At 72.2% G+C, this 21,992-nt stretch carries 18 protein-coding genes; 14 read left to right on the top strand and 4 right to left on the bottom strand.

Translation table 11 applies throughout. From position 1 onward, the window contains the following. Nucleotides 1-78 precede the first annotated feature (78 nt). The 10 genes from AC6CKD_RS27570 (at nt 79) to AC6CKD_RS27525 (ending at nt 13,417) form a co-directional block, all read left to right on the top strand. Nucleotides 79-1,524 carry an aldehyde dehydrogenase family protein gene (locus AC6CKD_RS27570; RefSeq protein ID WP_498330859.1) on the top strand — a complete coding sequence of 482 codons (1,446 nt, stop codon included), beginning with the start codon at nt 79-81 and terminating at the stop codon, nt 1,522-1,524. A 215-nt stretch (nt 1,525-1,739) separates the two neighbouring features. Next, on the top strand, nt 1,740-2,477 hold the full coding sequence (locus AC6CKD_RS27565; protein ID WP_498330857.1) for a thioesterase II family protein: 738 nt from the start codon (nt 1,740-1,742) through the stop codon (nt 2,475-2,477). A 143-nt stretch (nt 2,478-2,620) separates the two neighbouring features. Next, nucleotides 2,621-4,603, top strand: coding sequence for an acyl-CoA dehydrogenase family protein (locus AC6CKD_RS27560; RefSeq protein ID WP_498330855.1), 1,983 nt, complete (start codon nt 2,621-2,623; stop codon nt 4,601-4,603). 91 nt (nt 4,604-4,694) lie between these two features. Next, nucleotides 4,695-6,014, top strand: a complete 1,320-nt coding sequence (locus AC6CKD_RS27555) for a serine/threonine-protein kinase (RefSeq protein WP_498330853.1) — start codon at nt 4,695-4,697, stop codon at nt 6,012-6,014. A 19-nt stretch (nt 6,015-6,033) separates the two neighbouring features. Further along, complete coding sequence (gene dxr, locus AC6CKD_RS27550) at nt 6,034-7,287, top strand: 1-deoxy-D-xylulose-5-phosphate reductoisomerase (protein ID WP_498330851.1); 1,254 nt, start codon at nt 6,034-6,036, stop codon at nt 7,285-7,287. Beyond that, nucleotides 7,284-8,585, top strand: coding sequence for a M50 family metallopeptidase (locus AC6CKD_RS27545; protein ID WP_498330849.1), 1,302 nt, complete (start codon nt 7,284-7,286; stop codon nt 8,583-8,585). The genes dxr and AC6CKD_RS27545 overlap by 4 nt, the downstream gene beginning before the upstream one ends. 197 nt (nt 8,586-8,782) lie before the next feature. Beyond that, on the top strand, nt 8,783-9,940 hold the full coding sequence (gene ispG, locus AC6CKD_RS27540) for a flavodoxin-dependent (E)-4-hydroxy-3-methylbut-2-enyl-diphosphate synthase (protein WP_498330848.1): 1,158 nt from the start codon (nt 8,783-8,785) through the stop codon (nt 9,938-9,940). Nucleotides 9,941-10,153: 213 nt separating this feature from the next. Beyond that, nucleotides 10,154-10,999, top strand: coding sequence for a GNAT family N-acetyltransferase (locus AC6CKD_RS27535; protein WP_498330846.1), 846 nt, complete (start codon nt 10,154-10,156; stop codon nt 10,997-10,999). Between the two features lie 58 nt (nt 11,000-11,057). Next, nucleotides 11,058-11,627 (top strand): GNAT family N-acetyltransferase, encoded by a 570-nt coding sequence (locus AC6CKD_RS27530; protein ID WP_498331015.1) that lies wholly within the window; start codon nt 11,058-11,060, stop codon nt 11,625-11,627. A gap of 86 nt (nt 11,628-11,713) precedes the next feature. Next, nucleotides 11,714-13,417 carry a proline--tRNA ligase gene (locus AC6CKD_RS27525; RefSeq protein ID WP_498330844.1) on the top strand — a complete coding sequence of 568 codons (1,704 nt, stop codon included), beginning with the start codon at nt 11,714-11,716 and terminating at the stop codon, nt 13,415-13,417. A 34-nt stretch (nt 13,418-13,451) separates the two neighbouring features. On the opposite strand, the gene AC6CKD_RS27520 is transcribed toward AC6CKD_RS27525, so the two are convergent. The 4 genes from AC6CKD_RS27520 to AC6CKD_RS27505 are packed head-to-tail and all read right to left on the bottom strand — an operon-like array spanning nt 13,452 to nt 16,406. Next, entirely contained in the window at nt 13,452-14,384 is a 933-nt protein-coding gene (locus tag AC6CKD_RS27520) for a slipin family protein (protein ID WP_498330842.1), read from the bottom strand. 42 nt (nt 14,385-14,426) lie between these two features. Further along, a complete protein-coding gene (locus tag AC6CKD_RS27515) occupies nt 14,427-15,329 on the bottom strand; it encodes an aminoglycoside phosphotransferase family protein (RefSeq protein WP_498330841.1) in 903 nt (300 codons plus the stop codon). 52 nt (nt 15,330-15,381) lie between these two features. Next, the gene (locus tag AC6CKD_RS27510; RefSeq protein WP_498330839.1) at nt 15,382-15,837 is read right to left on the bottom strand and encodes a ferritin-like domain-containing protein; all 456 of its coding nucleotides are present in this window, start codon (nt 15,835-15,837) and stop codon (nt 15,382-15,384) included. Then, nucleotides 15,834-16,406: a hypothetical protein gene (locus AC6CKD_RS27505; RefSeq protein ID WP_498330838.1), complete on the bottom strand. Its 573-nt coding sequence runs from the start codon at nt 16,404-16,406 to the stop codon at nt 15,834-15,836. Before AC6CKD_RS27505 ends, AC6CKD_RS27510 begins: the two co-directional genes overlap by 4 nt. Before the next feature lie 155 nt (nt 16,407-16,561). Between AC6CKD_RS27505 and rimP the strand changes: the two genes are divergently transcribed. From rimP to infB, 4 genes are all read left to right on the top strand, one after another. After that, entirely contained in the window at nt 16,562-17,059 is a 498-nt protein-coding gene (gene rimP, locus AC6CKD_RS27500; RefSeq protein WP_498330836.1) for a ribosome maturation factor RimP, read from the top strand. Between the two features lie 2 nt (nt 17,060-17,061). After that, entirely contained in the window at nt 17,062-18,132 is a 1,071-nt protein-coding gene (nusA, locus tag AC6CKD_RS27495) for a transcription termination factor NusA (protein WP_498330835.1), read from the top strand. 188 nt (nt 18,133-18,320) lie between these two features. Continuing rightward, nucleotides 18,321-18,608, top strand: a complete 288-nt coding sequence (locus tag AC6CKD_RS27490; protein ID WP_498330834.1) for a YlxR family protein — start codon at nt 18,321-18,323, stop codon at nt 18,606-18,608. Between the two features lie 151 nt (nt 18,609-18,759). Beyond that, nucleotides 18,760-21,930: a translation initiation factor IF-2 gene (infB, locus tag AC6CKD_RS27485; RefSeq protein WP_498330832.1), complete on the top strand. Its 3,171-nt coding sequence runs from the start codon at nt 18,760-18,762 to the stop codon at nt 21,928-21,930. Nucleotides 21,931-21,992 lie beyond the last annotated feature (62 nt).

Raw genomic sequence — 21,992 nt, 5'->3', positions numbered from 1 at the left:
AACGCCGAAACCCCGGCGGAGTCCTACGGTGGAGGGGACAAGGACCCACCGCACACACTCCGAAGGGCCGGGATCAGCATGACTTCCACCCACGCCTTCTGGCTCGCCGGCCGCCAGGCCACGGGCGACGACAGCTTCGACGTCCACTCCCCGTGGGACGACCGCCTCGTCGGCACCGTGAGCGTCCCGACCGACGCCCAGGTCGAAGAGGCCGTGGCCGCGGCGTACGCCGTGACGGCGGAGTTCTCCGCGACCCCGGCCCACGTACGCGCCGAGGCCCTGGCCCACGTCTCCCGCCGGCTCGCCGAGCGCACCGAGGAGATCGCGCTGCTGATCTCCGCCGAGAACGGCAAGCCGATCAAGTGGGCCCGCGGTGAGGTCGGCCGTGCGGTGTCCGTGTTCCGCTTCGCCTCCGAAGAGGCCCGCCGCTTCAACGGCGGAGAGGCCCAGCGCCTGGACACCGACGCCGGCGGCGTCGGCCGCCTGGCCCTGACCCGCCGCTTCGTCAAGGGGCCGGTCCTGGGCATCGCGCCCTTCAACTTCCCGCTGAACCTGTGTGCCCACAAGGTGGCCCCCGCCATCGCCGTCGGCGCGCCGATCATCCTGAAGCCGGCCCCGGCCACCCCGCTCTCCGGTCTGATCCTCGGCGAGCTGCTGGCAGAGACCGACCTGCCGGCCGGCTCCTGGTCCGTCCTCCCCGTCGCCAACGACAAGATGCCGGAGCTGGTCAAGGACGAGCGCCTGCCCGTCATCTCCTTCACCGGTTCCGACAAGGTCGGCTACGCCATCCAGCAGTCCGTGCCGCACAAGCACTGCACCCTGGAGCTCGGCGGCAACGCCGCGGCCGTGGTCCTGGAGGACTGGTCCTCGGAGGCCGACCTCGACTGGGCCGCCACCCGCATCGCGACCTTCTCGAACTACCAGGCCGGCCAGTCCTGCATCGGCGTGCAGCGCGTGATCGCCGACGCGACGGTCTACGACCGCCTCGTCGAGAAGGTCGTCGCCAAGGTCCGCGAGCAGGTCACCGGCGACCCGGACGACTCCGCCACCGACGTCGGCCCCCTCGTCTCCGAGGACGCCGCCAAGCGCGTCGAGTCCTGGGTCGACGAGGCCGTGGCCGCCGGAGCCAAGCTGCTCACGGGCGGCAAGCGCGAGGGTGCCTCGTACGAGCCCACCGTCGTCGCGGAGGTGCCCGAGGGCGTCACCCTCGCCACCGAGGAGGTCTTCGGACCGGTCCTCACCCTGCGCCGGGTCGAGAACACCGACGAGGCCTTCGCCGCCGTCAACGACTCGAAGTTCGGTCTGCAGGCCGGTGTCTTCACGCGGAACATCCAGACCGCGTTCCGCGCGCACCGCGAGCTGGAGGTCGGCGGCGTGATCGTCGGCGACGTCCCGTCCTACCGCGCCGACCAGATGCCCTACGGCGGCGTCAAGCAGTCCGGTGTGGGCCGCGAGGGCGTGCGCTACGCGATGGACGACTACACCTACGAGCGGGTCCTGGTCCTCAGCGGCCTCGACATCTGACCGAACTCGTACGGCCACCAAGCCGACGGCCGGAGCCTACTGTGCGGGGGCTCCGGCCGTCTTCCTTTGCCCCTGGGGGCCGCGGGACCCGTCACCCACCCGCCCGTGACCCCCGAAGCCACGGGCCGCGGACGCCGTGTGGCAGGGCCGTGAGCGCCCGGTGTGCAGCCACACCGCCGGGCGAGACGATCCTCGGCCGACGAATCGAGTCGCACGTGTCCTACCTGGTCCGCCACCGTCCCGTAGCAGACCCCGCCCTGCGCCTGGTGTGCTTCCCGCACGCGGGAGGCGGCGCGGGCTTCTTCCGCGACTGGCCCCGGTACCTGGATCCTTCGGTCGAAGTCGTGGCAGTGCGGTACCCGGGACGCGAGACCCGCATGGGGGAAGCGCTGATCCCGACGATGGACGAGCTGGTCCCGCTGGTGGCCGTGGAACTCCTGGCCGAGACTCCCGTGCCCACGGTGCTCCTCGGCCACAGCATGGGAGCGGCCGTGGCGTACGAGAGCCTCCTGCGCCTCGAAGCCGCCGGGGCGGACCACGTCGCGCGCCTGTGCGTCTCGGGTCGCGGACTTCCCGCGCCCACCGCCGTGCCGCCTCCGCGCACCGACGAAGACCTGATCGCGGCCGTCACCGGCCTGGGCGGTCCCCACGTGGAGGTCTGGAGCAACCCGGAACTGCGCGAGCTGTTCCTGCCGGTCATCCGCAACGACTTCCGCCTGATCGACACCTACCGCCGCCGCGAGGACGCTCCGCTGCTGCGCGCGGAGGTCGTGGCCCTCACGGGTGACCGCGATCCCCGCCTCACCCCGCTCGGCGCCCAGGCATGGTCGAAGGTCACCGCGGGCGCCTTCGCCTCCCACGTCTTCGAGGGCGGTCACTTCTACCTCGTCCCCCATGCGGAGCAGGTCGCCCGCCTGGCCGTGGCCCGTCTCACGGCGCCTGAGCGCGCCTGAGCCCGGGGCCGCGTGCGCCGGTAGGGGGACGCTCGGGGCGTCCCCCTTTTACCGCCGCTTCCCCGCCGCCGGAAACGGGTACGACTCACTGGTAGCACCCACCGGTAAGCACCCCCTCTCTCGGCGGCGAGGTGAGCCCCCTCATGTCCGCAACACAGCCCGGCGACAGTGACACCCAGCCCGCACCACCCGCACGGCCCGAACAGCCCAAGGTGACCGAGCGCGAGGCACGGCAGGTCGCGGAAGCGGCCCGGGAACAGAACTGGCAGCGGCCGAGCTTCGCCAAGGAGCTGTTCATGGGACGGTTCCGGCTCGACCTGATCCACCCCCACCCGGTCCCCGCCGAGGAGGACGTCCGGCGCGGAGAGGCCTTCCTGGCCCGGCTGCGGGAGTTCTGCGAGACCTCCGTCGACGGAGCGCGCATCGAGCGCGAGGCGAAGATCCCCGACGAGACCGTGCGCGGGCTCAAAGAGCTCGGCGCGCTCGGCATGAAGATCGACCCGAAGTACGGGGGCCTCGGCCTCACCCAGGTGTACTACAACAAGGCGCTCGCCCTCGTCGGCTCCGTCAGCCCGGCCATCGGAGCCCTGCTCTCCGCCCACCAGTCGATCGGCGTGCCCCAGCCGCTGAAGATGTTCGGCACCCAGGAGCAGAAGGACGCCTACCTGCCGCGCTGCGCGACCACCGCCATCAGCGCCTTCCTCCTCACCGAGCCCGACGTCGGCTCCGACCCGGCGCGCCTGGCCACCACGGCGGTCCCCGACGGGGAGGACGCGTACGTCCTGGACGGGGTCAAGCTCTGGACCACCAACGGGGTCGTCGCCGACCTGCTCGTCGTCATGGCCCGGGTTCCCCAGAGCGACAACCACCGCGGCGGGATCACCGCCTTCGTCGTCGAGGCCGACTCGCCGGGCATCACCGTCGAACACCGCAACGCCTTCATGGGCCTGCGCGGCCTGGAGAACGGCGTCACCCGCTTCCACCGCGTGCGGGTCCCGGCCGCCCAGCGCATCGGCGCCGAGGGCGCCGGGCTGAAGATCGCGCTGACCACGCTGAACACCGGCCGGCTGTCGCTGCCCGCCATGTGCGTGGGCGCGGGCAAGTGGTGCCTGAAGATCGCCCGCGAATGGTCCGGCGTACGCGAGCAGTGGGGACGGCCGGTCGGCCTGCACGAGGCCGTCGGCGCCAAGATCTCCTTCATCGCGGCCACCACCTTCGCCCTGGAGGCCGTGGTCGACCTGGCCTCCCAGATGGCCGACGAGGACCGCAACGACATCCGCATCGAGGCCGCCCTCGCCAAGCTCTACGGCTCCGAGATGGCCTGCCTGATCGCCGACGAGCTGGTCCAGATCCGCGGCGGGCGCGGCTTCGAGACCGCCGAGTCCCTCGCCGCTCGCGGCGAGCGGGCCGTCCCGGCCGAGCAGATGCTGCGCGACCTGCGCATCAACCGGATCTTCGAGGGATCAACCGAGATCATGCACCTGCTGATCGCCCGCGAGGCCGTGGACGCCCACCTGTCGGTCGCCGGCGACCTCATCGACCCGGAGAAGGCACTGGGCGACAAGGCGAAGGCGGGCGCCCGCGCCGCCGGGTTCTACGCCCGCTGGCTGCCCCAGCTCGCCACCGGCGCCGGCCAGGTCCCGGGCACCTACCGGGCCTTCCACCCGGGCGGCCACCCCGACCTCGCCACCCACCTGCGCTACGTCGAACGCGGGTCGCGCAAACTCGCCCGGTCGACCTTCTACGCCATGTCCCGCTGGCAGGGCCGGATGGAGACCAAGCAGGGGTTCCTCGGCCGGATCGTCGACATCGGCGCCGAGCTCTTCGCGATGAGCGCGGCCTGCGTGCGCGCCGAGCACCTGCGGGCCTCCGGCGAGCACGGCCGCGAGGCCTACCAGCTGGCCGACGCCTTCTGCCGGCAGTCCCGGCTCCGCGTGGAGGAGCTCTTCGGGCGGCTCTGGGACAACACCGACGACCTGGACCGCAAGGTCGTCGCCGGGGTCCTGTCCGGCACCTACACCTGGCTGGAGGAGGGCGTACTCGACCCCTCAGGCGACGGCCCGTGGATCGCCGACGCCGCCCCCGGCCCGTCAACCCGCGAAAACGTCCACCGGCCGCTGCGCTGACCTGCAATCATCTCGGGACGTCGGACGGACGTACGAGGATGAGTACGAGTACGGGTACGCGTACGAGCACAGCGCGAGGCGGACGAGAACGATGCCGACGGCCGAGGAAGACCGCACCAGCCGACGGCTGGCCTGGTGCGTGGCGCACGTGCTGCGCCACGCACCGGACCACGTCGTCACCGACATGATCGGCCGGCTCGACGAGCCCGCCTTCAAATACCTGTGCCGGGACGAATGGCTCGCGGCCTCGACCGTCACCCTGCTGCTCCGCCACGGAAGCGCGGCCGACCGGACCTACGTCGCACGCAACCCCCGCGTCGTGGGCCGGCCGCTGCCCGGCCTGCCCGGGCCCGCCCGGTACGCCCGCCGCCGGACCCCGCCGGAACTCCTGCCGGTGCTCCGCGCCGAGCTCGGCCGGGACCCCGGCGAGGGGCCGCTCACCGCGGCCGAGCTCATCGGGCTGCTCCGCCGGCACGGCCGGCGCGGGCCGCGGGTCCCGCTGGACATCCTGGCGCTCCGCCACCACCCGGACCCGGAGCTGCTGCTCGCCGAACACCTCCGCCGGCCGCTGCCGGCCGGCTCCGTCGAAGCCCTGCTGCTCGTCGAGGACCTGCCCCGGGAGAGCGTCCACGGGCTGCTCGCCACCGCGGCGGCGGAGACGCGCTCCTGGCACCGGCCCGCCGTGCGCGCCGTGCGGATGGGCCGGGTCACGCACGAGGAGCTCGTCGCCCACGTGGCCCCCGCGCACCGCACCCTGCTGCTCACCGACCTGACCGGGGCCCGCGGCCTGCGCTGGAGCCTGCCCGAGCGGACGGGGATGCGCACGGCCGTCGCCCGGGCTCTGCGCCCCCTGCGCGACGACCCCCGGCTCTGGGCGGAACTGCTGCGCCACGCCCCCGGCTTCCCCGGCACCCTGCCGGTCCTGGTGGCCAGGATCGTGCGCGGCACCCTGCCGGAGCCCGCCGGAGCACCCCCGGTCCCCGCGCTCGCCGAGGCGGTGCGCTCCGTCGCGCCCGGGGCCGCCGAGCCCGTCGCGGGCGTGGACCGCGAACTGGCCCTGGCGAGCCTCGCGGTGCCCATGGAGTCCGTCCAGGAGGACGTCCGGTGGGTGCGCGACTGCCTCGCCCGCGGGCTGCTCACCGGCGAGGACGTGATCCGGCACAAGGCGCCCGCCTGCTGGGCCCTGGACGAGGACCACTGGCTGGGTGAGGTGGACCACCCCGACCGCCACGAGCCGGCCGCCCCGGTGCTCGCCGCGCGGGCCGAGGCCGACCGGCTGTTCGCGCTGGCCCTCGGCTCCGATCCGGACGCCTGGTGGCGGGTGGCCAGTACCCTCCCGGACTTCGCCGGGACGCTCCCGCACCTTCTCCTTCGGGTATCGGAGGGGGGCTCCGTCTCCGGGCGCCCCTGAGTTGCGGCAACATGGGTCCATGAGCGACCGCCCATCCCCCCTTGCCGATCCGCACCTCCTCTTCGACCCCGCGGCCGGCCGTCGGGACATCGTCATCCTCGGCTCCACCGGGTCCATCGGGACCCAGGCCATCGACCTCGCCCTGCGCAACCCGGACCGGTTCCGGGTCACGGCCCTGTCCGCCGCCGGCGGCCGGGTCGCGCTGCTGGCCGAGCAGGCCCGGCTGCTGCGCGTGAACACCGTGGCCGTCGCGCGCGAAGACGTCGTACCGGCCCTCAAGGAGGCGCTGGACGCCGAGTACGGCGCCGGTGAGCCGCTGCCCGAGATCCTCGCCGGACCGGACGCGGCAACCGAGCTCGCCGCCTCCGAGTGCCACACCGTCCTCAACGGCATCACCGGTTCCATCGGCCTCGCGCCCACCCTCGCCGCGCTGCGGGCCGGGCGGACGCTGGCGCTGGCCAACAAGGAGTCGCTGATCGTCGGCGGCCCCCTGGTGAAGGCCCTCGCGAAGCCGGGCCAGATCATCCCGGTCGACTCCGAGCACGCGGCGCTCTTCCAGGCCCTCGCGGCGGGCACCCGCTCCGAGGTCCGCAAGCTCGTGGTCACCGCCTCCGGCGGGCCCTTCCGCGGCCGCACCCGCGCCGAGCTGGCCTCGGTCACGGTGCAGGACGCACTGGCCCACCCGACCTGGGCGATGGGCCCGGTGATCACCGTGAACTCGGCGACCCTGGTCAACAAGGGGCTGGAGGTCATCGAGGCGCACCTGCTCTACGACATCCCCTTCGAGCGGATCGAGGTCGTCGTCCACCCGCAGTCGTACGTGCACTCCATGGTGGAGTTCACGGACGGCTCCACGCTGGCCCAGGCCACCCCGCCGGACATGCGCGGCCCGATCGCCATCGGCCTCGGCTGGCCCCAGCGGGTCCCGGACGCGTCCACCGCCTTCGACTGGACCAAGGCGTCCACCTGGGAGTTCTTCCCGCTGGACACCGAGGCCTTCCCGGCGGTGGGCCTGGCCCGGCACGTCGGCGCCCTGGGCGGTACCGCGCCCGCCGTGTTCAATGCGGCGAACGAGGAGTGCGTAGAGGCGTTCCTGGCCGGCCGGCTCCCGTTCACAGCAATCATGGATACGGTCTCTGCCGTGGTCGATGAGCACGGGACCCCCGCCCGGGGAACTTCCCTCACGGTCGCGGACGTCCTTGAAGCGGAGACCTGGGCCAGGGCCCGGGCACAGGAGAAGGCGGCTCGGGCCGCCGTGGAGGCGCGCGCATGACCGTACTGCTGACCTTGATCGGCGTGCTCGTCTTCGTGGTCGGGCTGCTCTTCTCCATCGCCTGGCACGAGCTCGGCCACCTCTCCACGGCCAAGCTCTTCGGCATCCGCGTGCCCCAGTACATGGTCGGCTTCGGCCGGACCATCTGGTCGCGCAAGAAGGGCGACACCGAGTACGGGCTCAAGGCCATCCCCATGGGCGGGTACATCCGCATGATCGGGATGTTCCCGCCGGGCGAGGACGGCAAGGTCACCGCCCGCTCCACGTCGCCGTTCCGGTCGATGATCGAGGACGCGCGGTCGGCGGCGTACGAGGAGCTGGAGCCCGGCGACGAATCGCGGCTCTTCTACACGCGCAAGCCGTGGAAGCGCGTGATCGTGATGTTCGCGGGACCGTTCATGAACCTGGTCCTGGCCATGGCGATCTTCTTCGGCGTGTGGATGACCTTCGGGGTGCAGCAGACGACCACCCGGGTCCAGACCGTCTCCGAATGCGTGCTCAAGCAGAGCGAGAACCGCCAGGTCTGCAAGGACGGCGACCCGGTGGCCCCGGGCAAGGCCGCGGGCCTGCAGGTCGGCGACGAGATCGTGGCCTTCCAGGGCAAGCGGATCGAGGACTGGGACACCCTCCAGAAGAACATCCGCGGCACCATCGGACCCGCCACCCTCACCGTCCTGCGCGACGGGCAGAAGGTGACGCTCCACGCGAGCCTCGTCGAGAACCGCGTGGGCAAGACCGACGGCCACGGCGGCTACGTCAAGGGCGAGTACGTCTCGGCCGGCTACCTCGGCGTCGGTCCGAAGTCCGTGATCGCCCCGCTCACCTTCACCCAGTCCGCGGACCGGGTCGGCGAGGTCGTCGAGAGCAGCGTGCAGGGCCTGGCCCAGCTTCCGAGCAAGATCCCGGCCCTGTGGAACTCGGTCTTCAACGGAGCCGAGCGGGAGCCCGACTCGCCGATGGGCATCGTCGGCGCGGCCCGTATCAACGGGGAGATCGCCACCCTGGACATTCCGAGCGAGCAGCGGATGTCGATCATGCTGAACGTCCTGGGCATGTTCAACCTCTCCCTCTTCCTGTTCAACATGCTGCCCCTGCTGCCCCTGGACGGCGGGCACATCGCGGGCGCCCTCTGGGAGTCGGTGCGGAGGGCCTTCGCACGGGTCTTCCGGCGCGCCGACCCGGGCCCGTTCGACGTGGCGAAGCTGATGCCCGCGGCGTACGTGGTGGCCGGAGTCTTCCTCTGCTTCACCCTGCTGGTACTGGTCGCAGACGTGGTCAATCCCATTAAAATCACCTGATCGAAACATCTGCGGGACGACGTACGGGCCACCCGTACAGCAAGCGGTACGGAGCCGGGCACGCATCGTGCCCGGCTCCCTACGTTCGAGTGGCACACCAGCGGCGATGCACGGGAGCCGTGCCGGTTGGCGTAATCTCGGACGTTGGAGCCCGCCGATCCCGGCACCTATATCCACACCTTGGGGTTGCACAGCAGATGACTGCCATCTCTCTCGGAATGCCGGCCGTGCCGACGAAGCTCGCGGACCGCAGGGTCAGCCGCAAGATCCAGGTCGGCTCGGTGGCCGTCGGCGGCGACGCACAAATCTCCGTGCAGTCGATGACGACCACCAGGACCTCCGACGTCGGGGCCACGCTCCAGCAGATCGCGGAGCTGACCGCTTCCGGCTGCGACATCGTCCGCGTGGCCTGCCCGACGCAGGACGACGCCGACGCGCTCGCCGTGATCGCGAAGAAGTCGAACATCCCGGTCATCGCCGACATCCACTTCCAGCCGAAGTACGTGTTCGCCGCGATCGACGCCGGCTGCGCCGCCGTCCGCGTGAACCCCGGCAACATCAAGCAGTTCGACGACAAGGTCAAGGAGATCGCGCGCGCCGCCAAGGACGCCGGTACCCCGATCCGGATCGGCGTCAACGCCGGCTCGCTCGACGCGCGACTGCTGAAGAAGTACGGCAAGGCCACGCCCGAGGCGCTGGTCGAGTCCGCGCTGTGGGAGGCCTCCCTCTTCGAGGAGCACGGCTTCAGCGACATCAAGATCTCGGTCAAGCACAACGACCCGGTGGTCATGGTCAACGCCTACCGCCAGCTGGCCGCCCAGTGCACCTACCCGCTGCACCTCGGCGTCACCGAGGCCGGCCCGGCGTTCCAGGGCACGATCAAGTCCGCCGTCGCCTTCGGCGCACTGCTGTCCGAGGGCATCGGCGACACGATCCGCGTCTCGCTGTCGGCCCCGCCGGTGGAGGAGATCAAGGTCGGCATCCAGATCCTGGAGTCGCTGAACCTCAAGCCGCGCCGCCTGGAGATCGTCTCCTGCCCGTCCTGCGGGCGTGCGCAGGTCGACGTCTACAAGCTGGCCGAGGAGGTCACGGCGGGCCTGGAGGGCATGGAGGTCCCGCTGCGCGTCGCGGTCATGGGCTGTGTCGTCAACGGCCCCGGCGAGGCCCGTGAGGCCGACCTGGGCGTCGCCTCCGGCAACGGCAAGGGCCAGATCTTCGTCAAGGGCGAGGTCATCAAGACCGTTCCCGAGTCGAAGATCGTCGAGACCCTCATCGAAGAGGCGATGAAGATCGCCGAGCAGATGGAGAAGGACGGCGTGATGTCGGGCGAGCCGACGGTCGCCATCGGCGTGTAGCTCCCCGCAGGGGACCGACCGCGCGGCTCCGGAAGACGACGGTGACGGGCCCGGGGCCGCAGGTGCGGCCCCGGGCCCGTCGCCATGCGGGTCCCCGGTATGCGGGGCCCCGGGCGGAACCGGCCGGGAGGTGCCCCCGAGGGGCCTCGGGGGCATCTCCGAGCCGGTCCGGGTACAGTGCGGAGATCAGCAGACTTGCATGGTGAGGCCCCAGTGTTGACGCAGACCACCACCCGGGTCCTTGAGCCCAGTGATCTTGACGCCGCGCTCGACATCCTCGGCCGCGAGCCGGTCGAGAACGCCTTCGTCACCTCCCGGGTCCAGATCGCCGGGCTCGACCCGTGGCGCCTGGGCGGCGAGATGTGGGGCTGGTACGCCGACGGCGAGCTCCGCTCCCTCTGCTACGCCGGCGCCAACCTGGTGCCCGTCTGCGCCGAACCCGACGCGGTACGGGCCTTCGCCGACCGCGCCCGGCGCACCGGCCGCCGCTGCTCCTCCATCGTCGGCCCCGCCGAGGCCACCCGGCTGCTCTGGCAGCTCCTGGAGCCGAGCTGGGGCCCGGCCCGCGACGTCCGCTCCCGCCAGCCGCTCATGGTCATGGACCAGCCGTCCACCGCGGTGACCGCCGACCCCCGGGTCCGCCGCATCCGCAAGGACGAGATGGACATGATCATGCCCGCCTGCGTGGCCATGTTCACCGAGGAGGTCGGCATCTCCCCGATGACCGGCGACGGCGGCCTGCTCTACCAGGCCCGGGTCGCCGAGCTGGTCGCCGGCGGCCGTTCGTTCGCCCGCATCGAGGACGGCAAAGTCGTCTTCAAGGCCGAGATCGGCGCCGCGACCTCCCGCGCCTGCCAGATCCAGGGCGTCTGGGTGGCCCCCGAGTTCCGCGGCCGCGGGCACTCCGAGACCGGGATGGCCGCCGTCGTCGCGTACGCGCTCCGGGACGTGGCTCCCGTGGTCAGCCTGTACGTCAACGACTTCAACACCGCCGCGCGCGCCTCCTACCGCCGGGTCGGCTTCCGCGAGGTCGGCGCGTTCATGAGCGTGCTGTTCTGAGCGTGCTGTTCCGATCTTCCTGTTCGACCCCGCGGTCGGCCAGTAAGGTCGCCGCATGATGCCAACCCCCGCGGGAGAAGACCCCGGCCGGCCCGCCGGACTGCGCATCGGGCCGCTCGACCTCGCCGCCCGGGTCGACGAGGCCCTGCGCGTGCAGGCCATGGCCTTCGGGCTCAGCGAGGAGGAGGTCGGCATCCGGCGCTACATCGTCCAGCGCCACATGACCTGCCGCGGCGCCCGCGCGCTCGGCGCGTTCACCGAGGACGGGGTGCTCGCCGGGTTCGTCTACGGCATGCCCAACGACCGCACGCACTGGTGGTCCGGCATCGTCGAGCCCTACCTGCGGAGCGGCGGCCACGACAGCTGGCTCGACGACTCCTTCGTGATCACCGAACTCCACGTCCACCCCGGGTTCCAGGGAAAGGGCGTCGGCCGCGCCCTCATCACCCTGATCACCGACACCGCAGCCGAGGAACGCTCGATCCTCTCCGCGATCGACACCGACAGCCCGGCCCGCGGCCTGTACCGCTCCCTCGGCTACACGGACCTCGCCCGCCAGGTCCTCTTCCCGAGCGCGAGCCTCCCGTACGCCGTCATGGGCGCCCCGCTGCCGCTGCGCAGGCCCTGACCCCGGTCGCGCCGACCCCGCACGGCCCGACCCCGTGGCCCGCAAACGGTTTCCGCGGCCCCCGCGGGCCCCGGTAGCCTCCCGTCATGTCAACGCAACACGTGCAGCGCATGTCCCGCCTCATGGCCAAGACCCTCCGCGAGGACCCCGCCGACGCGGAAACCCTCAGCCACCGCCTGCTGGTCCGGGCCGGCTACGTCCGGCGCAGCTCCGCCGGGGTGTGGAGCTGGCTGCCGCTCGGCAAGCGGGTCCTGGACAACGTCTCGCGCATCGTCCGCGAGGAGATGGACGGGATCGGGGCGCAGGAAGTGCTGCTCCCGGCGCTGCTGCCGAGGGAGCCGTACGAGGTCAGCGGGCGCTGGTCGGAGTACGGGGACCTGCTCTTCCGGCTCAAGGACCGCAAGGGCGCGGACTACCTGCTCGGCCCCACCCACGAGGAGATCTTCACCCTGGTGGTCAAGGACCAGTGCACGTCCTACAAGGACCTGCCGGTCATGCTGTACCAGATCCAGACCAAGTACCGCGACGAGGCGCGGCCCCGCTCGGGCGTCCTGCGCGGCCGCGAGTTCCAGATGAAGGACTCGTACTCCTTCGACGTGTCCGACGAGGGCCTGGCGGAGGCCTACCGGCTCCACCGGGAGGCCTACGTACGCATCTTCGAGCGGCTCGGCCTCGACCACCGGGTGGTGTCGGCGGTGTCGGGCGCGATGGGCGGATCGGCGTCGGAGGAGTTCCTGGCACCGGCCCCGGCCGGCGAGGACACCTTCGCGGACTGCCCGTCCTGCGGCTACGCGGCCAACACGGAGGCGGTGACCTTCGCCCTGGCCCCGGCCGATGCGCAGTACGGCCCGCTGGAGGAGATCCCGACCCCCGGCACCCCGACCATCGAGACCCTGGCGGCGCACCTGGGCGTCCCGGCCTCGGCGACGCTGAAGAACCTCCTCGTGAAGGTGGACGGCGAGATCACCGCCGTCGGCGTACCGGGCGACCGCGAGGTCGACCTCGGCAAGCTCGGGGAGCACCTGGCCCCTGCGGTCGTGGAGCTGGTGACGGCGGAGGACTTCGCCGACCGGCCCGACCTCGTACGGGGCTACGTGGGCCCGCAGGGCCTGGAGAAGGTCCGCTACCTCGCCGACCCCCGCGTCGCGCCGGGCACCTCCTGGGTGACGGGGGCCAACAAGCCCGATACGCACGCCCGGAACGTCGTCTGCGGCCGCGACTTCGAGGTGGACCGGTACCTGGACGTGGTCGTCGTCGAGGAGGGCGACCCCTGCCCGGCCTGCGGCGCCGGGCTGCGGCTCGACCGGGCCATCGAGATCGGGCACATCTTCCAGCTCGGCCGGAAGTACGCGGACGCGTTCGGGCTCGACGTCCTCGGCAAGGAGGGCAAGCCGGTCCGGGTCACGATGGGCTCGTACGGCATCGGGGTCTCCCGCGCGGTGGCCGCGCTGGCCGAGCAGACGGCGGACGAGCGGGGCCTGTGCTGGCCCGCCGCGGTCGCCCCGGCCGACGTCCACGTCGTGGCGGCGGGCAAGGCGGTGCCGCTCGCCCTCGCGGAGTCGGCGGCGGAGTCCCTGGCCGGGGCCGGTCTCCGCGTCCTCCTGGACGACCGGCCCGGCCTGTCGCCCGGCGTGAAGCTGACGGACGCGGAACTCATCGGGGTCCCGTGGATCCTGGTCGCGGGCCGCCGGTCCGCCGAGGGAGTGGTGGAACTCCAGGACCGCCGCTCCGGGACCCGCGAGGAACTCCCCCTGCCGGAGGCGCTGTCCCGCCTGACCGGCTCCGCATAGCCCTGCGGGGCTGCTCCCCGGCTCCGCGCAGCGCCTAGCCGCGCTCGTCCGGCTCCGGAGGGGGCGGGGAGCCGTCCAGGCAGGGCTCGTCCGCCGCCCGGGGGCCGAGCCCGGCATCCGCAGCCGTCGCCGCGGGGGCAGGGCCGATGCGCGCAGGCGCGTCCGCAGGAGCGGGGCCCGGGGTGCTCGCAGGCGCCGCCGCAGGCGGAGGGGCCGCGCGTTCCAGGAAGCGCAGGAGTTCCACCGGGAACGGGAGGACGAGGGTGGAGTTCTTCTCCGCCGCGACGGCCACGACCGTCTGGAGCAGGCGCAGCTGAAGCGCCGCGGGCTGCTCCGACATGACCTCCGCCGCCTCCGCCAGCTTCCTCGACGCCTGGAGCTCCGCATCCGCGTTGATGATCCGCGCCCGCCGCTCCCGGTCGGCCTCCGCCTGCCGCGCCATCGACCGCTTCATCGTCTCCGGGAGCGACACGTCCTTGATCTCCACCCGGTCGATCTGGACGCCCCAGCCCACGGCCGGACTGTCGATCATCAGCTCCAGGCCCTGGTTGAGCTGCTCCCGGTTGGAGAGCAGATCGTCCAGGTCGGACTTGCCGATGATGGACCGCAGCGAGGTCTGTGCCATCTGGGAGACGGCGAACCGGTAGTCCTCGACCTCGATGATCGCGTTGGCCGCGTCCACCACCTTGAAGTACACGACCGCGTCCACCCGCACCGTGACGTTGTCCCGCGTGATCCCCTCCTGGGCGGGCACCGGCATGGTCACGATCTGCATGTTGACCTTGTGCAGCCGGTCCACGACCGGGACCACGAAGGTGAAGCCGGGCCCCCGGACGCCGCCCCGCAGCCGGCCGAGGCGGAAGACCACGCCCCGCTCGTACTGCTTCACCACCCGGGCGGCGGCGCCCGCGTAGGCCGCGATCCCGACGCCCGCGACGGCGCCGGCTGTCAGCAGTTCCTGGAGCATGGCGGCCTCCTGCCGGGCAGGTCCCCCCAAGGGACTTATGCCCTACAACCAGCCCGCGAACTCCAGCAGCAGCTCCGCGTCCCGCCGCCGTCCGGCGGCCAGCGCCCGGTTGCCCGATTCGACGGCCCGGAACAGGGTCCAGCCGCGCAGCCGGTCCCGGTCCACCTCCAGGGCGTCGGCCAATTTGTTCACCCGCCGACGGGCGCCCGAGGCCCCCGCCGAGGAGGCCATCTGGTCCTCCAGCCGGTCCCGTACCAGCCGCGCCAAGTCGTACGCCCGCTCGCCGACCATCGGGTCCGGGCCCACCGCCAGCCACGGAGCCCGCTCGCCGGCGAGGACCTTGCCCTGCCGGAAGGCCCCGTGCAGCAGCAGCTCCTCGGCCGGCGCCGCCGTCAGCTCCTCGCGGGCCGCGAGCGCCGCGGAGGCCAGCTCCGCCGCCTCCGGGGGAGCCTTGCGGAGCACCTCGGCCTGCGCGGAGGTCCGCTCGGCGACCGTCTCCCAGCCGTGCCCCGGCGCCGGGGCCACCCACAGCCTGCGCAGCGTGCCGCAGGCCTCCAGCAGCGCCTTCGCCTCCGGCAGCGACCGCAGCGAGACCTCGGGGTGCAGCCGCTCCAGCAGCAGCGCCCCGTCCTCCTCGTGATGGCGCGTGTCGAGGACCCGTACGGCCCCGAAGCCGCCCCAGTGCGCCAGCGCGGCCAGTTCCCGGTCGGGCCGGAGCTCCGGCGGCGCCAGCTTCAGCGCGGCCGGGGTCCCGTCGGAGTACCGGACGAGGACGACCAGGCTGCTGCGGCCGCCGGGGGCCTGCACCCGCTGGGCCTGCACCCCGTGCCGGGCCAGCGCGTCCTCCGCGAGCCGGGGGAGCTGCTCCAGCCAGTCGGAGACGTGCGCCGATTCCGGCAGCTCGCCGAGCGCCCGTACGAGCCGCTGCGGCGGTTCGAAAGCCATGCGTGAGTGGTCCCTTTCAGCTGTGCCCGGGCTCGTCGCGCATGCTTGCGCGCTAGGCCGGCGGTGTGTCCGCGCGTTCCGTGAGCCCAGGGAAGGCTACGCCGACACCACGCCAGCGTGCCCCGCGCACGGCCGCGGCGCTGAGCGCGTCAGCCGCCTCGCGGCGCAACTGGCCCTCGGTGGCGCGCACCAGATCGGAGTACGCGCCCGCCACCCGGTCCTCGATCCCGGCGGCCAGCCGCTCGGCGTCGGCGGGCGTGCGCACGGTGAACGGCAGCGTGTACGCGGCCTCCGAGGGGCGGGGGGAACCGCCCAGCTCACGCACGGTGCGGGCGAGCGCGTCGCGCCGCGCGAGGTGGTCGCCGTACGCCTCGCGGGCCTCGGCGGAGCGGGCGGCCGAGGCCCGGGCCCCGATCACGCCGTAGCCGTACGCGGCCGCGTGCTCCGCGGCGAGCGCGGCCTGCGCGGCCTCCAGGACCTGCGCGGCGGGGGAGGGGGCGGGGGTCACGAGGAGGCTCCCGGGTTCGAGGTCAGCAGGTACGCGTGCACGTGGCCGCACGCCGCCACGGAGGCGAGCATCCGGGCCAGCTCCCCGGGGGCGCCGGCCAGGGAGATCGTCCGGGCCTCCGCCAGGCTCCGCTCGGCGTCCGCGAGGGCGGTCAGCGCGTCGCCGGGCACGGCGGGCACCGGCACGGCACCGGGAGCGGGGGGAGCGGCGGCCGCGGCGCCGGACGGGACGGACGAGGGCAAGGCCGAGGGCGGGGCCGCGGAGCGGGAGGGCGGGGACGAGGACGCCGCGGACCCCTCGCCGGCGAGGGCCGCCGTGTGCGCCGCGACCGAGGCGCGCAGCGGTGCGAGGCGCTGCGCGAGGGCCGGATGGGCCGCGGTCGTGGCGTCGTAACGTTCCAGCAGCCCCTCGCTCTCACGAACGGCCGTCTCGCGCATCCGCCGTTCGAGTGGAACCTCGCGGGCCGCGGCGGGCGGCCCTTCGTCGGAGCAACCGCTGAGCAGCGCGGCTCCGGCGATGCCCGCGGCACCGGCGAGCAGGCCTCTTCGCGACGGCAGGATCGAGGGCACGGAGACGTCCTTGGGGGTGATGGCCGGCAGGGTGTGATCACGGTACCCGGGGCCCCGTCCACAGCGCGGACGGCAACACCCTCCGCGACCGGATACCCTTTGACCTGACGCACGACGGAAATCACAACAGCACACGCGGCCGAGGAGTCACCCGGATGAGCACCACCCAGAGCGACAGGCTGCGCGCATTGCTGGAGCCGCTCGTCGCCGCCAAGGGCCTGGACCTCGAGGAGATCGAGACGTCCAAGGCGGGCAAGCGCCGGATGCTGCGCATCATCGTGGACTCCGACGAAGGCGTGGAGCTGGACGCGTGCGCCGAGCTGAGCCGCGAGGTCTCGGACCTGCTGGACGAGACCGACACGATGGGTGAGGACGAGTACGTCCTCGAAGTGAGCTCGCCGGGCGCGGACCGCCCGCTGACCGAGCACCGTCACTACATCCGGGCGATCGGCCGGCTCGTGAAGTTCCAGACGTCGGACGGCGGGGAAGTGATCGCCCGCATCCTCGACGTCGACGACGAGGGCATGGACCTCGAAGTCCCGGGCGTGAAGGGCCGCAAGGCGACCGCCCGCCGCATCGTATTCACCGACATCGCCAAGGCGCGTGTCGAGATCGAGTTCAACCGCAAGGACAAGAAGGAAGAGGAGGCGTAGTCGTGGACATCGACATGAGTGCCCTGCGGGGTCTGGTCCGGGAGAAGGAGATTTCCTTCGACCTGCTCGTCGAAGCGATCGAGTCGGCCCTCCTCATCGCGTACCACCGCACCGAGGGAAGCTTCCGGCGCGCACGCGTCGTGCTCGACCGCACCAACGGTCACGTGATCGTGTGGGCGACCGAGGACCCGAGGGACCTGGAAGAGGGCCAGGAGGCCAAGGAGTTCGACGACACCCCGTCGGACTTCGGCCGCATCGCCGCGACGACCGCCAAGCAGGTGATCCTGCAGCGTCTGCGCGACGCCGAGGACGACCTGACCTTCGGCGAGTTCCTGGGCCGCGAGGGTGATGTCATCACCGGCGTGGTGCAGCAGGGCAAGGACCCGAAGAACGTCCTCGTCGACATCGGCAAGATGGAGGCCATGCTGCCGGTGCAGGAGCAGGTCCCCGGCGAGGAGTACACGCACGGACTGCGCCTTAAGTCGTACGTCGTGCGGGTGGCGAAGGGCGTTCGCGGTCCGTCCGTGACCCTGTCGCGCACCCACCCGAACCTGGTGAAGAAGCTGTTCGCGCTGGAGGTCCCGGAGATCGCCGACGGCAGCGTCGAGATCTGCGCGATCGCCCGTGAGGCCGGTCACCGCACCAAGATCGCCGTGCGCGCCAACCGCTCCGGCCTCAACCCGAAGGGCGCCTGCATCGGCCCGATGGGCAGCCGCGTGCGCAACGTGATGGCCGAGCTGCACGGCGAGAAGATCGACATCGTCGACTGGTCGGACGACCCGGCGGAGATGGTCGCCAACGCCCTGTCACCCGCCCGGGTGAGCGCGGTCGACGTCGTCGACTGGGACACCCGCTCCGCGCGGGTGACCGTGCCCGACTACCAGCTGTCGCTGGCCATCGGCAAGGAGGGCCAGAACGCCCGCCTCGCCGCTCGCCTGACCGGCTGGCGCATCGACATCCGTTCCGACACCGAGCAGCCCTCGGACGGCGAGGACCGCGACCGGGGCGAGCGCCGCGACGACCGGGGCGACGAGCGCCGGGACGACCGGCGCGACGACCGCAGCGGGGAATAAAACCTGTACCGCCCGGAGCTGTTCAGGCGGTACACAAGAACGGCAGGGGCGACAAGAGCCCTGCTCGACGTGCACGGCTGTCCGCCGCCGAGGTTTCGGCGGCGTGACCCGGCACTCGTGATCACGACAACATCCGTTCGATTTTTCGCCCGAAGGGGTGAGGTCGGTGCGGGGAGGTAGACTTAAGCGTGTCTGGCCGGACGCAAGCCCGCGCATGCCCCGAACGCACCTGTGTGGGGTGTCGGGAGCGAGCGGCCAAGAGCGATCTGCTGCGCATCGTGGCGGTCGGTGACAAATGTGTCTCCGATCCTCGCGGTACGCTGCCCGGCCGGGGTGCCTACGTGCACCCCGCCGTGGTCTGCCTCGACCAGGCTGTCCGCCGTAGGGCGTTCTCCCGGGCCTTCAAGTCCGCAGGACCGTTCGACGCGGCGGAACTGCACAATGCCGTGGCCGATGAGGCCGAGGCGACACCGTAAGCACGTAGTACGGCACGGATCACCGTGCGGTCAGGTACCTCGCGAGTTGGAAGTAGGTCGAGATTGCGATGAGCACCCCTCGATGAGTACGCGATGAGTACGAGCATGAAGTAGACACGGTCCGGCGTAACCCGGACCTAAAAGGAGCGAAGTGGCTAAGGTCCGGGTATACGAACTCGCCAAGGAGTTCGGAGTTGAGAGCAAGGTCGTCATGGCCAAGCTCCAGGAACTCGGTGAGTTCGTCCGTTCGGCGTCCTCGACGATCGAGGCGCCGGTCGTACGCAAGTTGACCGATGCTTTGCAGGTCCCCGGCGGCAACGCCGGCAAGTCCGCTGCGAAGCCGGGTGAGCCCCGCAAGGCCGCCCCCGCCAAGCCCGGGGCTCCCACCCCGGGTGCTGTTGCACGTCCCGCTGCCCCGAAGCCCGGCGCCCCGGCCCCCAAGCCGGTCGTTGCCGAGGCCCCGGCCGTCAGCGCCCCCGCCCCGGTGACCCCGACCGCCGCCCCCGGCGGCCCGCGTCCGGGTCCCAAGGCTCCGGCCGCCCCGAAGCCCGCTCCGGCGGCTCCCGTGGCGACCGAGTTCTCCGCGCCCCCGGCGGCTCCGGCCGCCTCGGCTCCGGCGCGCACCGAGCGTCCCGCCGGTCCCGGCGCGACCCCCGGCCCGCGTCCGGCGCAGCAGCGCCCGGAGCGTCCGGCCCAGGGCGGCCAGTCCGGCGCCCGTCCCGGCGCCCCGCGTCCGGCCGGTGCCGCTCCGGCGCGCACCGAGCGTCCCGCCGGCGGTTCCGCCGGTGGTCCGCAGGCTCCGCGTCCGCAGGGCGCCCGTCCGGCCGGTCCCCGTCCGGGCAACAACCCCTTCACCTCTGGTGGCTCCACCGGCATGGCGCGCCCGCAGGCGCCCCGTCCGGCCGGCGCTCCCCGTCCCGGTGCCCCCGGCGCCGGTGACCGCCAGGGTGGCGCTCCCCGTCCGCAGGGCGGCCCCGGCGGCGCTCCGCGTCCCCAGGGTGCCGGTGCGGGTCGTCCGACCCCGGGCGGCATGCCGCGTCCGCAGGGCGGCGCCCCGCGTCCCGGTGGTGCTCCCGGTGGTAACCGTCCCAACCCGGGCATGATGCCGCAGCGTCCCGCTGCCGGTGGTCCCGGTCCCCGTCCCGGTGGCGGCCCCGGTGGCCGTGGTCCCGGTGCCGGTGGTCCCCGTCCCGGCGGTGCCGGTGGCGCGGGTCGTCCCGCGGGCGGCGGCTTCGCCGGTCGTCCGGCCGGTCCGGGCTCGCGTCCGGGTGGCGGCGGCGGCTTCGGCGGTCCCCGTCCCGGTGGTGGCGGCTTCGGCGGCGGTCCGGCCGGTGCCGGTGGTGGCGGTCGTCCCGGCTTCGCCGGGCGTCCCGGTGGTCCCAATGCCCGTGGTGGCACGCAGGGTGCCTTCGGCCGTCCCGGTGGTCCCGCGCGTCGTGGACGCAAGTCCAAGCGCCAGCGTCGCCAGGAGTACGAGGCCATGCAGGCCCCGTCGGTCGGCGGCATCATGCTGCCGCGTGGTCACGGCGAGACCGTTCGCCTGTCCCGCGGTGCCTCCCTCACCGACTTCGCGGAGAAGATCAACGCCAACCCGGCGTCGCTCGTCGCCGTGATGATGAACCTCGGCGAGATGGTCACCGCCACGCAGTCCGTCTCCGACGAGACCCTCGAAATGCTGGCCGGCGAGATGAACTACGTCGTTCAGATCGTCAGCCCGGAGGAAGAGGACCGCGAGCTCCTCGAGGGCTTCGACATCGAGTTCGGCGAGGACGAGGGCGGCGAGGAATTCCTCATGCCGCGTCCGCCGGTCGTGACCGTCATGGGTCACGTCGACCACGGTAAGACCCGACTGCTCGACGCCATCCGCAAGACGAACGTCGTTGCGGGCGAGGCCGGTGGCATCACCCAGCACATCGGTGCCTACCAGGTGGGCACCGAGGTCAACGGTGAAGAGCGCAAGATCACCTTCATCGACACCCCCGGTCACGAGGCGTTCACCGCCATGCGTGCCCGTGGTGCCAAGTCGACCGACATCGCGATCCTCGTGGTCGCGGCCAACGACGGCGTGATGCCGCAGACGATCGAGGCGCTCAACCACGCCCAGGCCGCCGGCGTTCCGATCGTCGTCGCGGTCAACAAGATCGACGTCGAGGGTGCCGACCCGGTCAAGGTGCGCGGTCAGCTCACCGAGTTCGGTCTGGTCGCCGAGGAGTACGGCGGCGACACGATGTTCGTCGACATCTCCGCCAAGCAGGGTCTGAACATCGACTCCCTGCTCGAGGCCGTCGTCCTCACCGCCGACGCCTCGCTCGACCTGCGCGCCAACCCGGAGCAGGACGCTCAGGGTATTGCGATCGAGTCCCACCTCGACCGCGGCCGCGGTGCCGTCGCCACCGTCCTCGTCCAGCGCGGTACCCTCCGCGTCGGCGACACGATGGTCGTGGGCGACGCCTACGGCCGAGTGCGCGCCATGCTCGACGACAAGGGCAACAACGTCGAGGAAGCGGGTCCCGCGACCCCCGTCCTGGTCCTGGGTCTCACCAACGTCCCCGGCGCCGGCGACAACTTCCTCGTCGTCGACGAGGACCGCACCGCCCGTCAGATCGCCGAGAAGCGTGCTGCGCGTGAGCGCAACGCCAACTTCGCCAAGCGCGTCCGCCGGGTGTCCCTGGAAGACCTCGACTCGGTCCTCAAGGCCGGCCTGGTCCAGGAACTCAACCTCATCATCAAGGGCGACGCGTCCGGTGCGGTGGAGGCTCTCGAGTCCTCGCTGCTCCAGCTCGACGTCGGCGAAGAGGTCGACATCCGCGTCCTGCACCGCGGTGTGGGTGCGGTCACCGAGTCCGACATCAACCTGGCGATGGGCTCCGACGCCATCGTCATCGGCTACAACGTCCGTGCGGCCGGCCGTGCCGCGCAGATGGCGGAGCGCGAGGGTGTCGACGTCCGCTACTACTCGGTGATCTACCAGGCCATCGAGGAGATCGAGGCGGCTCTCAAGGGTCTCCTCAAGCCGGAGTACGAAGAGGTCGAGCTCGGTACGGCGGAGGTCCGCGAGGTCTTCCGCTCGTCCAAGCTGGGCAACATCGCCGGTGTCCTCATCCGGTCCGGCGAGGTCAAGCGCAACACCAAGGCGCGGCTCCTGCGCGATGGCAAGGTCATCGCCGAGAGCCTCACCATCTCCGGTCTGCGCCGCTTCAAGGACGACGTCACCGAGATCCGCGAAGGCTTCGAGGGCGGTATCAACCTCGGTAACTTCAACGACATCAAGATCGACGACGTCATCGCGACGTACGAGATGCGCGAGAAGCCCCGCGCGTAAGCGCGAGGCGGTTCGCACCGTGTCGTAGGCAGCTGTAACACCGGGGCCGGTCGGCGGAATAT

The sequence above is a fragment of the Streptomyces sp. GQ60 genome (genome assembly GCF_059758875.1).
Note: the sequence above shows the minus strand (reverse complement) of the source record. Positions and strands in the feature narration are given on the sequence as shown.

Coding starts and splice junctions, on each gene's coding strand:
- AC6CKD_RS27570 (WP_498330859.1), top strand. CDS start 79: ATGACTTCCACCCACGCCTTCTGGCTCGCCGGCCGCCAGGCCACGGGC.
- AC6CKD_RS27560 (WP_498330855.1), top strand. CDS start 2,621: ATGTCCGCAACACAGCCCGGCGACAGTGACACCCAGCCCGCACCACCC.
- AC6CKD_RS27555 (WP_498330853.1), top strand. CDS start 4,695: ATGCCGACGGCCGAGGAAGACCGCACCAGCCGACGGCTGGCCTGGTGC.
- dxr (WP_498330851.1), top strand. CDS start 6,034: ATGAGCGACCGCCCATCCCCCCTTGCCGATCCGCACCTCCTCTTCGAC.
- AC6CKD_RS27545 (WP_498330849.1), top strand. CDS start 7,284: ATGACCGTACTGCTGACCTTGATCGGCGTGCTCGTCTTCGTGGTCGGG.
- ispG (WP_498330848.1), top strand. CDS start 8,783: ATGACTGCCATCTCTCTCGGAATGCCGGCCGTGCCGACGAAGCTCGCG.
- AC6CKD_RS27530 (WP_498331015.1), top strand. CDS start 11,058: ATGCCAACCCCCGCGGGAGAAGACCCCGGCCGGCCCGCCGGACTGCGC.
- AC6CKD_RS27525 (WP_498330844.1), top strand. CDS start 11,714: ATGTCAACGCAACACGTGCAGCGCATGTCCCGCCTCATGGCCAAGACC.
- AC6CKD_RS27520 (WP_498330842.1), bottom strand. CDS start 14,384: ATGCTCCAGGAACTGCTGACAGCCGGCGCCGTCGCGGGCGTCGGGATC.
- AC6CKD_RS27515 (WP_498330841.1), bottom strand. CDS start 15,329: ATGGCTTTCGAACCGCCGCAGCGGCTCGTACGGGCGCTCGGCGAGCTG.
- rimP (WP_498330836.1), top strand. CDS start 16,562: ATGAGCACCACCCAGAGCGACAGGCTGCGCGCATTGCTGGAGCCGCTC.